We start from the raw sequence: 10,380 nt of genomic DNA, 5'->3' as shown, positions 1-10,380 counted from the left end.
GCTCCCACTCGGCGACGAACGGCTGCATCGAGCCCTGGCCCTCGGCGTCGAAGTAGCAGGGCTGCTGCGGCCAGTGCTCGTGCACCGTGCCCGTGCCGTTGTCCCACAGCGAGCGCAGCGCGGCGCCGTCGGCCGGGCCGCCGAACTGGAGGAAGAAGTCGCCGTGGAAACCCATCGGGACGGAACGCGCCGGGTCGCCCCACTCGGCGAGGATCACCCGGCCGGGGTGGTGGGCGTCCATCCAGGCCCGGGTCTCCCGCCACAGCCGGCCGGTCTCCACGAAGCCCGGGTCGTCCTTCACCAGCGAGGACGCCATGTCCACCCGGAAGCCGGACACGCCCAGGCCGAACCAGTGCGTCATGATCTCCCGCAGCGCCGCCCGGTTCGCCCGCGGGCCGTCCGCGTCCACCGGCTGCCGCCAGGGCTCCGCCGGATCCCGCTGCGCGTAGCCGAAGTTGAGGGCCGGCTGGAAGTCGAAGAAGTTCGGCCGGTACCAGCCCGGCCGGCTGCCGGGGGAGGCCACGTACCCGGGCGCGGGCCGGTCCGCCCAGATGTACCGGTGGTCGTCCGGGTCCGCGGCGGAGCGGACGAACCACGGGTGCCGGTTCGAGGTGTGACCCGCCACCAGGTCGAGCAGCACCCGGATGCCCGCTCTGCGGGCCGCGTCCGTGAACTTCGCCAGGTCCTCCGGCGCGCCGTAGCGCGGCGCGGTGGTCAGGAAGTCCGCGACGTCGTACCCGGCGTCGCCGAACGGCGAGGCGAAGCACGGGTTCAGCCACACCGCGTCCACCCCCAGCCACTGCAGGTACTCCAGCCGTTCCGTCAGCCCCGCGAAGTCCCCGATCCCGTCGCCGTTCCCGTCCGCGAAGCTCTGCGGATAGATCTGGTACAGCACCGCACCCCGCGCCCAGTCCGTCCCCACACCCGTCCCCTCTCGTTCCGACCGTCGCACCGTTGTCCCCTCGGCCGGGCCCGCCCCGCCCGGCCCGACCACCTGGTCGCCGCGTACGCGACCGAAGGCGCCCACCTGAACTTCACCGATCCGGACCTGCGAGGCTGCCGGGTCGCCCACTACGGTGCGAACTACCCTCGGCTGGTGGCCGTAAAGCACCGCCATGACCCGGACGGTCTGTTCACCTTCCCGCAGCCCGTCGACAGTTGAACCACGCCTGTACGGAGTCCCGCTGACCGACCGTCAGCAATCCTGTTCCGCCCTGGAGGGAGACACCGCCGTGTCGCCGCGAACCGCCCGTCCGCGCCACTACCTGATGTGCCGGCCCACGCACTTCACCGTCGACTACTCCATCAACCCGTGGATGGATCCGGCCAAGCCCACCGACACCGGCGCCGCCCTCGCCCAGTGGGACGAGCTCCACGCGCTCTTCCAACGCCTCGGCCACACCGTGGAGTTGATCGACCCGCTGCCCGGCCTGCCGGACATGGTGTTCGCCGCCAACGGCGCCACCGCGGTCGACGGCAAGGTGCTGGGCGCCCGCTTCCGGTACCCGGAGCGCCTCGCCGAGGGCCCGGCGTACGCCGACTGGTTCCGCGCGCGCGGCTGGCAGGTCCGGGACGCCGAGTACGTCAACGAGGGCGAGGGCGACCTCCTGGTGGCCGGCGGGCGCGTCCTGGCCGGCACCGGTTTCCGCACCGAGACCGCCGCGCACGCCGAGGCCGCGGCGTTCCTCGGCCGCGAGGTGGTCACCCTGCGGCTGGTCGACCCGCGCTACTACCACCTGGACACCGCGCTCGCCGTCCTCGACGACGACGAGATCATGTACCACCCGCCGGCCTTCGACGCCGAGTCCCGGGCCGTGCTGGAGCGCCTCTACCCGGACGCGATCCTGGCCGGCGAGGACGACGCCCGGGTGTTCGGCCTGAACGCCGTCTCCGACGGCGCCCATGTCATCCTCCCCGAGGCTGCCACCGGCCTGGCCGGGCAGCTGCGCGACCGCGGCTTCACCCCGATCGGCATCGACCTCACCGAGCTGCTCCGGGCCGGCGGCGCCGTCAAGTGCTGCACCCTGGAGCTGCGCCGCTGACCGCGGACGCCCGAAGGCCCGGCCCCGCGCGAGCGGAACCGGGCCTCCGGGGGTGCGTCAGGCGCGCGCCAGGTCGTAGCGGTCCAGGTCCATCACCTTCGTCCAGGCGGCGGCGAAGTCCTTGACGAACTTCTCCTTGGCGTCGTCCGAGGCGTACACCTCGGCCACCGCGCGCAGCTCCGAGTTGGAGCCGAACACCAGGTCGGCGCGGGTGCCGGTCCACTTGACCGCACCGGCGGCGTCCCGGCCCTCGAACAGGGTGCTGTCGGAGGCGACCGGCGCCCAGGCGGTGCCCATGTCGAGCAGGTTGACGAAGAAGTCGTTGCTCAGGGTGCCCGGACGGTCGGTGAACACGCCGTGCTGCGAGCCGCCGTGGTTGGCGCCCAGCACACGCAGTCCGCCGACCAGCACCGTCAGCTCCGGGGCGGACAGGTTCAGCAGGTTCGCCTTGTCCACCAGCAGGTACTCGGCCGGGAGCCGGGTGCCCTTGCCCAGGTAGTTGCGGAAGCCGTCCGCCTTCGGCTCCAGCGCCGAGAACGACTCCACGTCGGTCTTCTCCTGGACGGCGTCCACCCGGCCCGGGTGGAAGGCCACCTCGACGTCCACGCCGCCGGCCTGCGCGGCCCGCTCGACCGCGGCGGTGCCGGCCAGCACGATCAGGTCGGCCAGCGAGACCTGGTGGCCGCCCTCCGCGTTGAACGCCGACTGGACGCCCTCCAGCACCCGCAGCACCTGCGCCAGCCGCTCCGGGTCGTTGACCTCCCAGCCACGCTGCGGCTCCAGGCGGATCCGGGCGCCGTTCGCGCCGCCGCGCTTGTCGCTGCCGCGGAACGAGGACGCCGCCGCCCAGGCGGTGGACACCAGCTCGGCGGTGGTCAGCCCGGAGGCCAGCACCCGCTCCTTCAGCACGGCGACGTCCGCCGCGTCGATCGGCGCGCCCTGCGCCTGCGGCAGCGGGTCCTGCCAGATCAGCTCCTCGGAGGGCACCTCGGGGCCGAGGTAGCGGGCGATCGGGCCCATGTCGCGGTGCGTCAGCTTGTACCAGGCGCGGGCGAAGGCGTCCGCGAACGCCGCCGGGTCGTTGAGGAAGCGGCGGGAGATCGGCTCGTACACCGGGTCGAAACGCAGCGACAGGTCGGTGGTGAGCATCTGCGGGGCGTGCTTCTTCTCCGGGTCGAAGGCGTCCGGCACGGTGCCCTCGCCGGCGCCGTCCTTCGGCTTCCACTGGTGCGCGCCGGCCGGGGACTGCGTCAGCTCCCACTCGTAGCCGAACAGGATCTCGAAGAAGGAGTTGTCCCAGGTGGTCGGGGTGTTCGTCCAGGTGACCTCCAGGCCGGAGGTGATCGCGTCGCCGGCCTTGCCGGAGCCGTAGCCGCTCTTCCAGCCGAGGCCCATCTCCTCCAGGCCCGCGCCCTCGGGGGCCTCGCCGACGTTGTCCGCCGGGCCGGCGCCGTGGGTCTTGCCGAAGGTGTGGCCGCCGGCGATCAGCGCGACGGTCTCCTCGTCGTTCATCGCCATCCGGCGGAAGGTCTCGCGGATGTCGCGGGCCGCGGCGATCGGGTCCGGGTTGCCGTTGGGGCCCTCCGGGTTGACGTAGATCAGGCCCATCTGGACGGCGCCCAGCGGGTCCTCCAGGTCACGGTCGCCGGTGTAGCGCTCGTCGCCCAGCCAGGTGGTCTCGGGGCCCCAGTAGACGTCCTCGTCGGCCTCCCAGACGTCCGGCCGGCCGCCGGCGAAGCCGAAGGTGTCGAAGCCCATCGACTCCAGCGCCACGTTGCCCGACAGGATCAGCAGGTCGGCCCAGGACAGGCTCTTGCCGTACTTCTGCTTGACCGGCCACAGCACCCGGCGGGCCTTGTCCAGGTTGGCGTTGTCCGGCCACGAGTTCAGCGGGGCGAAGCGCTGCTGGCCGGCGCCCGCGCCGCCGCGGCCGTCGGAGATCCGGTAGGTGCCGGCGCTGTGCCAGGCCATCCGGATGATCAGCGGGCCGTAGTGGCCGAAGTCGGCCGGCCACCAGTCCTGCGAGGTGGTGAGCGCCTGCTCGATGTCCCGCTTCACGGCGGGCAGGTCGAGGCTGTTGAACGCCTCGGCGTAGTCGAAGTCGCCGCCCAGCGGGTTCGCCACCGCCGGGTTCTTCGCCAGGATCTTCAGGTTCAACCGGTTCGGCCACCACTGCTGGTTGCCGCCGCCCTGGGTCGGATGGGGCGCGCGGCCGTGCGCGACCGGGCAACCGCCCGCACCCTCGGACTTGGGGTCGCTGACGATGGCGTCGTCGTTCTGGGGCATGGGAAGTCCCTCCGGGTCGGGCGGATCGCAACTCTTCACTGACACCTTGGCTGTTCGCCGGAGTCGATCCTAAGATAGACACAGTCTAAGTCAAGAACACCGTCAATCGGGTGGTGATCTCCGCTCGAATCGGGCCGCGCCGCCGAGCCCCTGTACAGTTCGGGCGTCTGTTGAGCTGAATGGATGAACACATGAGTGACCTGCTCGATCGGCTGCGTGACCGGGGCTGGCGGCTGACCTCCCAGCGCAGGGTGGTCGCCGAGGTCCTGGACGGCGACCACGTCCACCTGACCGCGGACGAGGTCCACGCGCGCGCCGCCGAACGTCTCCCCGAGATCTCCCGCGCCACCGTGTACAACACCCTCGGCGAACTCGTCACCCTCGGCGAAATCCTCGAAGTCGCCACCGACGGCCGCGCCAAGCGCTACGACCCCAACGCGCACCGGCCGCACCAGCACCTGGTCTGCTTCGCCTGCGGCACCATCCGCGACGTCCACCCCACCGGCGACCCGCTCGCCGCCCTCCCCGCCGCCGAACGCTTCGGATTCACCATCACCGCCGCCGAAGTCACCTACCGCGGACTCTGCGCCGACTGCGTCCGCCGCTCCGGCTGACGCCCCACCCCGCGCCCGACCGACCGGCGGCCCGACCCCGCCGCGCCGAGCGCCGCGATCAGCACGCCCGCCGCCACCAGCAGCCACCAGACCCCGTGCGCCGCCCCGGTGAACGCCGGACCCCCGGCCGCCACCCCGCCCGCGAGCACCGTGCCCGCCACCGCCACCCCCACCGCGGAACCCGTCTGCCGCGCCGCCGACGCCAACGCGGAGGCCAGCGCCGCCATCGACCCCGGTATCCCCGCCACCGCCGTACTGGTCACCGGCGGATTCACCGTCCCCTGGAACACCCCCACCAGCGCGAAAGGCGCCACCAGCGCCGGCACCGGCGTCCCCGGACCCACCAGCAGCAACAGACCGCCCGCCGACGCCAGCGCCGCCCCCGACACCACCAGCGGCAGCCGCGGCCCCCGCCGCCCCACCACCCGGCCCGTCCACGGCGACAGCAGCACGATCAGCACTCCCACCGGAGCCAGGCACAGCCCCGCCCGCAGCGCCGACATCCCGCGCACCCCCTGCAGGTACAGCGTCGCCGCGAACAGGAACGCCCCGAACGCGCACAGCGCCGCGAACGCCATCACCAGCGCCGACACCATCGGGACGCTGCGCAGCAGGCCCACCTCCAGCAGCGGATCCGTCCGCCGGGCCTCCCACCACCCCAGCAGCGGCACCGCCACCGCCGCCACCGTGAGCGGCCCCCACACCGCCGGCGCCGACCAACCGTCCCGGCCCGCCCCGATCAGACCGAACACCGTCCCGCCGAGCAGCGCCACCACCAGCAGCTGCCCCACCGGGTCGAACCGCCGGGCCCGCGCTCCGCGCGACTCCGGCACCCAGCGCGCCGCCCCCGCCAGGCCGGCCGCCACCACCGGCAGGTTCACCCAGAACACCGCCCGCCAGCCCCACGCGTCCACCAGCGCCCCGCCCAGCACCGGGCCCAGCGCCAACGACAGTCCCGACACCGACCCGAACACCCCGATCGCCCGGGCCCGCTCCGCGCGCCCCGGAAAAGTCGTCGCCACGATCGCCATCGCCACCGGGTTCAACATCGTCCCGCCCGCCGCCTGCACCGCCCGCGCCCCCACCAGCGCCCCCGCCCCCGGCGCCAGCGCGCACAACGCCGACCCCAGCCCGAACAGCGCCAGCCCCACCATGAACACCCGCCGCCGCCCCCACCGGTCCGCCGCCGCGCCCGCCGGCAGCAGGAACGCCGCCAGCACCAGCGTGTACGCGTCCACCGTCCACTGCAGCGCCGCCACCGTCGCGCCCCACTCCCGTCGGACGGACGGCAGCGCGACGTTCACCACCGTGATGTCCAGCACCACCATCACCATGCTCACGCAGCACACCGCGAGCACCAACCGCCTGCGCCGGTCGTCAAGTTCGGGCACCCGATCCCCCTCGATCCGTGTCCGGCCCATGAATTGACGCACCGTCAATGCACTCCGGGCCGGTCCTCCGCACCGACGCTACGATTTCGAGCGTGCTCGAAATCAAGCCCCAACCCGTGCTCCCCGCCCAGGGGTTGACCATCGCGGAGGCCGCCGGACGCACCGGCGTCAGCGTCCACACGCTGCGCTACTACGAACGGGCCGGCCTGGTCGTCACCCCCGTCGACCGCACCCCCGGCGGCCGCCGTCGCTACCACCGCCGCGACCTGGAATGGATCGACCTCTGCACCCGCCTGCGCGCCACCGGCATGCCGATCCGCACCATCCGCCGCTACGCCGAACTCGTCACCGCCGGCCCCGGCAACGAACCCGACCGCCTCGCCCTCCTCGAATCCCATCGCACCGAGGTCGCCGCCCGACTCGCCGAACTCCAGTCCCACCTGACCCGCATCGACCACAAGGTCGACACCTACCGGTCCCGCCTCACCGCCGGCCGCGCCGAAGGCTTCTGGGCACCGGGCGAGTGAGGGCCCGCGCGGTCGGACTCACCCGAAGTCCGGGTTCTCGCCCAGCTGTTCATCGGCCACGGCCTGCACGACCGACGGCGCCATGGACGCCATGCCGGCCAGGGACTCGGCCCAGCTGGTCGTGCCGAGAACGCGGGCGAGCAGGCGCTTGGCGTGGGGATCGGTCACCTGCTGGGCGAGTTCGAGGAACACGGCGACCCGCTGCTGGGGGTCCGGGATCCGACAGGCGGCCTGCTCGGCGCGCTCGGGCCGGCCGAGGTGGGCGAGGAGCCGCGCCAGGTCCACCAGCGGGCGTGACCGCCTGTTGTCCGGCAGCCCGTCGATCCCGGCCTCGATCTCGGGCAGCAGGTCGAGGGCACGGTTGGTGACCCCGGCGTCGGCCCAGGCCCGGGCGACCCTCAGCAGGGTCAGGGCCCGCCGGCGTGGTTCGGGGACCTCACGGGCGAGGCTGCTCGCCCAGGTGAGGTCGGAGGCGGCCATGGCCAGTTCGAGCAGCTCGGCCCGAATCTTCGCCGCTTCCTCCTCCAGCCCGTGCTCCACGGCCAGACCTTCGGCCAGGCTCCCCAACTCTCTCGCCCGCTTGGCGTCGCCCATCGCGGTCATCGCCCCGGCGAGGTTGAGGACGGCGCGACTCTGGTGGACCACCTGGCCGGTGAAGTCCCGCAGGTGCGACTGGGCCGCGTCAGCCGTTCGGCGGGCCTGCTCGGTACGGCCCAGCGACACGTCCAGCAGCGCCAGTGCGGTCATGACCTCGACCTGCTCCTGGCGGTCGGTGAGCGACCGGCTCAGGTCGGAGACCTCGGCCCCGAGCCGAGCGGCGCGTTCGTGGGCGCCGTCGGCCGCGTACCTCCGGGCCAGCCGGACCAGGAGGTGGAGTCGGGTGGCGGGAGTGTGGATCCGTTCGGCGACGGCCTCGGCCAGGTCCGGCTGCCGCAATCCCAGCGCCGCCCTCCAGACGAGGGCGATGAGCGGGCCCTCGCGAATGTCGTCCCCCTCCACGAGAGGGAGCTCGGCCAGGCATTCCGAAGCGGTGACGGCCCCGCCGTCGACGAGGTTCAGCAGGGCCGTGATCCGCTTGTCGGGGGTGGCGATGCTCCGGGTCAGCAGCCGGGCCAGTTCAGGATCTCCGGTGGCCACGAGCGCGGCGATCAGCGAGACGAGTGCGGCCGTCCGCTCGGCGGGATCCTTGACCTTCTCCAGGGACTCGGCAGCGTCCCGGGCGAGCACTCTGGCGTGCGCCCGCTGGTCGATCTGGGCGGCGGTGCGGGCGAGGGCCGCCAGGTGCTTCACCCGCGCCGCTGGTTGGGGCAATGCGCGAGCCGTGCTCTCGGCTTCGGCGGAGAGAAGCCGCCACCGGTCGTGGTCCCCGGCCTTCGCCGCTTCGGCGGTAAGTGTGCTGAGGGTGTACACGCGGTGGATCGGCTCGGGGGTCAGCCGAGCCAGGCCGACCGCCCGATCGTGGTCGTTCAGTTGCGCGTACAGCATCGACACGTTCCTGATGGCGGAAGCCCGGCGACTGGGGTTGGCGACGGTCAGTGCGTGCGCCTGTGCGCAGGCTGCCAGCCGTTCGGCTTCGGCCGGTTCCCCGGCGTCCATCGCCGCCTTGATCGCACTGCCGAGTGCGGCGACCCGGTACTGCGGGTCCTCGATCAGAGCCGTCACCTCCTCGGCGCCGGCGAGGTCGCCCGTCCCGCACCGGCCGGCGACCACCATCGCCAAGGCCTGGGAGCGGATCTCCGGCCGCAGCGCCGAATCGGCCAGCGTCCGGGCGCGGTCGAATTCGCCGGCCGCCAGCAGGGCCTCCACCAGCGCGAGCAGCGCCCGGCCGTGGCGGGCGGGCGCGGTGATGCCGCTCAGCACCGATTCGGCCCGGTCGACGGCGCCCAGAGCTGCCCAGAGCGACGGCAGGGCGACGGGCGCGTTGTCGCTCCGCGCCCGCAGCCGGTCGCGGTGGATCGCCAGGCGGGCCATCGCCAGGAGGTCCGGGGTGTCCTGGCCGAGCAGCAGTTCCTGGGCGGCGTTGATCTCGGCGAGGCCGGCGGCATCGCTGCCGGTGACCTGGAGCATGCGGTCGTGGCGGGCGTAGTCGGTCGCCTGCGCGACCGCCCTGGGCAGGTCGTCGGTGAGCTGGAGGGTCCGGAAGTAGCCGTGCAGGAGGTACTCGGGCGTCCGGGCCGGCCAGTCCTCGTCGCGGTAGTCCTCGGCCCACCGGTGCAGCCGCTCCCGGTGCCCGGCGACGTCGCTGCCGCTCAGCACCTGCAGGGCGGAGGTGCGGAGCTCGTCGTGGCCGAGGACGTACACCTCGTCCCTGGTCCAGGGGCTCAGCAGCGTGGTGAAGGTCCGGCCGGCGACGGTGCCGAGGTGGCGGCCGAGTGTGAAGACCGAGGTGCCCGTGAGCTCGGCGAGGTCCTGGGTGGTCAGTCCGCCGTCCGCGGCGGTGACGAGGCCGAGGATCTCGCGTTCCAGCTTCGGGGCGGCGGCGAGCCGTTGGAGCTCCCGCTCGGCATCCGCCCGTACCGCCTGGGCGTGCGGGGAGACGGACAGCTCCCGGACCACGCGCGGTTCACGGAGCGGGTGGTCGTCGGGGACGTCGGAGGGGACCGGCGGACGGAGCCTGCTGGTGACGATCACTCGGAGCCCCGCCCGGGGGCGCGACGGAAGCAGGGCCGCGATGCTGTACGACTCCGGCCGGGTGGTGACGCCCTGGTCCTCGTCCAGCCCGTCCACGAGCAGCACCAGGCGGGTGCCGTTCTCCGCGCACACGTCGGCGGCCTCGTGGATCAGGCTGAGTACGTGGCCGTCGCAGGTGGCGTCGGTCATCCGGGCCGGCACGGGCCTGCCGAGGAAGGCGGACAGCTGTTCCGTCACGACTTCGCAGAAGCCCAGCCGGTCGTTCTGCCCGGCGAAGCGGCCGGTGACGAAGAACGGGACCAGCTGGACGCCGGCCGGTGGATTCAGCGCGAACCAGGACAGCAGCGCGGACTTTCCGGCCCAGGCCGGACCCCGGAGCCACCGGTACGCGTACTCGGAGGGGCCCGTGCAGAAGGCGGCCAGCTCGGCCAGCTCCTCGGCGCGGTCCCGGAGCTCCGGCGGCGCGATGCGGCGGATCTGCTCCAGGTAGCCGGTGTGCGCCGGCTGGACCGGGGGGCCCGCCACCAGGTCGCCGTCCACGATCAGGCTGCCCGAGACGGCCACCCCGCCGCTCGCCTGCGCCTGCCCCGTCCCGGTCGCCCTCACCCGTGGCAGCCGCCACCTGGATCCCATGCCGGTCACCGCACCGTCCTCGTCAGCGATCGCGGACCCGGCGGTCGCCGTCACGGGTCCGGTGACGAAGGATCCTGCCAGGGGACGGCCCTCCGCGGAGGGGGTTTGGCGGTCATCGAGCGATCCGTGGTGCGGAGGGACGGGAGCTGAGCACCCCTGCGTGGTTCGTGACCGGGGACGACGGTCCGGCCGGGCAGGCCTCGGAGCGGGCCGTAAAAGCAGAAGAGGCCCCAGTTCGACTGGAGCCTCTTCGTCA

General features: G+C 73.3%; 8 protein-coding genes. 4 read left to right on the top strand and 4 right to left on the bottom strand.

Annotation, left to right across the window (positions count from 1 at the left end; translation table 11 throughout):
- Positions 1-922: alpha-amylase family glycosyl hydrolase (locus IEZ12_RS37820; RefSeq protein ID WP_268250233.1), on the bottom strand; the 922-nt coding region annotated here is incomplete at its 3' end.
- On the opposite strand from IEZ12_RS37820, the gene IEZ12_RS06390 reads away from it, so the two are divergent.
- Together IEZ12_RS06390 and ddaH are read left to right on the top strand one after the other, a co-directional pair.
- The gene (locus IEZ12_RS06390) at positions 872-1,162 is read left to right on the top strand and encodes a BBE domain-containing protein (RefSeq protein WP_189271371.1); all 291 of its coding nucleotides are present in this window, start codon (positions 872-874) and stop codon (positions 1,160-1,162) included. The two genes, IEZ12_RS37820 and IEZ12_RS06390, sit on opposite strands and share 51 nt — an antisense overlap.
- 70 nt (positions 1,163-1,232) lie before the next feature.
- Positions 1,233-2,042: a dimethylargininase gene (gene ddaH / locus IEZ12_RS06385; protein WP_373295446.1), complete on the top strand. Its 810-nt coding sequence runs from the start codon at positions 1,233-1,235 to the stop codon at positions 2,040-2,042.
- Positions 2,043-2,099: 57 nt separating this feature from the next.
- On the opposite strand, the gene katG is transcribed toward ddaH, so the two are convergent.
- The gene (gene katG / locus IEZ12_RS06380; protein ID WP_189271178.1) at positions 2,100-4,328 is read right to left on the bottom strand and encodes a catalase/peroxidase HPI; all 2,229 of its coding nucleotides are present in this window, start codon (positions 4,326-4,328) and stop codon (positions 2,100-2,102) included.
- A gap of 191 nt (positions 4,329-4,519) precedes the next feature.
- Between katG and IEZ12_RS06375 the strand changes: the two genes are divergently transcribed.
- On the top strand, positions 4,520-4,942 hold the full coding sequence (locus tag IEZ12_RS06375) for a Fur family transcriptional regulator (protein ID WP_189271177.1): 423 nt from the start codon (positions 4,520-4,522) through the stop codon (positions 4,940-4,942).
- On the opposite strand, the gene IEZ12_RS06370 is transcribed toward IEZ12_RS06375, so the two are convergent.
- Positions 4,900-6,333: an MFS transporter gene (locus tag IEZ12_RS06370; RefSeq protein ID WP_229847294.1), complete on the bottom strand. Its 1,434-nt coding sequence runs from the start codon at positions 6,331-6,333 to the stop codon at positions 4,900-4,902. The genes IEZ12_RS06375 and IEZ12_RS06370 overlap by 43 nt on opposite strands.
- A 92-nt stretch (positions 6,334-6,425) precedes the next feature.
- On the opposite strand from IEZ12_RS06370, the gene IEZ12_RS06365 reads away from it, so the two are divergent.
- Positions 6,426-6,860, top strand: coding sequence for a MerR family transcriptional regulator (locus tag IEZ12_RS06365; protein ID WP_189271176.1), 435 nt, complete (start codon positions 6,426-6,428; stop codon positions 6,858-6,860).
- A gap of 18 nt (positions 6,861-6,878) precedes the next feature.
- Here IEZ12_RS06365 and IEZ12_RS06360 read toward each other — a convergent pair whose 3' ends face one another.
- Entirely contained in the window at positions 6,879-10,133 is a 3,255-nt protein-coding gene (locus tag IEZ12_RS06360) for a hypothetical protein (protein WP_189271175.1), read from the bottom strand.
- Positions 10,134-10,380: the final 247 nt, after the last annotated feature.

Source organism: Kitasatospora griseola, assembly GCF_014648555.1.
Lineage (GTDB): Bacteria > Actinomycetota > Actinomycetes > Streptomycetales > Streptomycetaceae > Kitasatospora > Kitasatospora griseola.
Note: the sequence above shows the minus strand (reverse complement) of the source record. Positions and strands in the feature narration are given on the sequence as shown.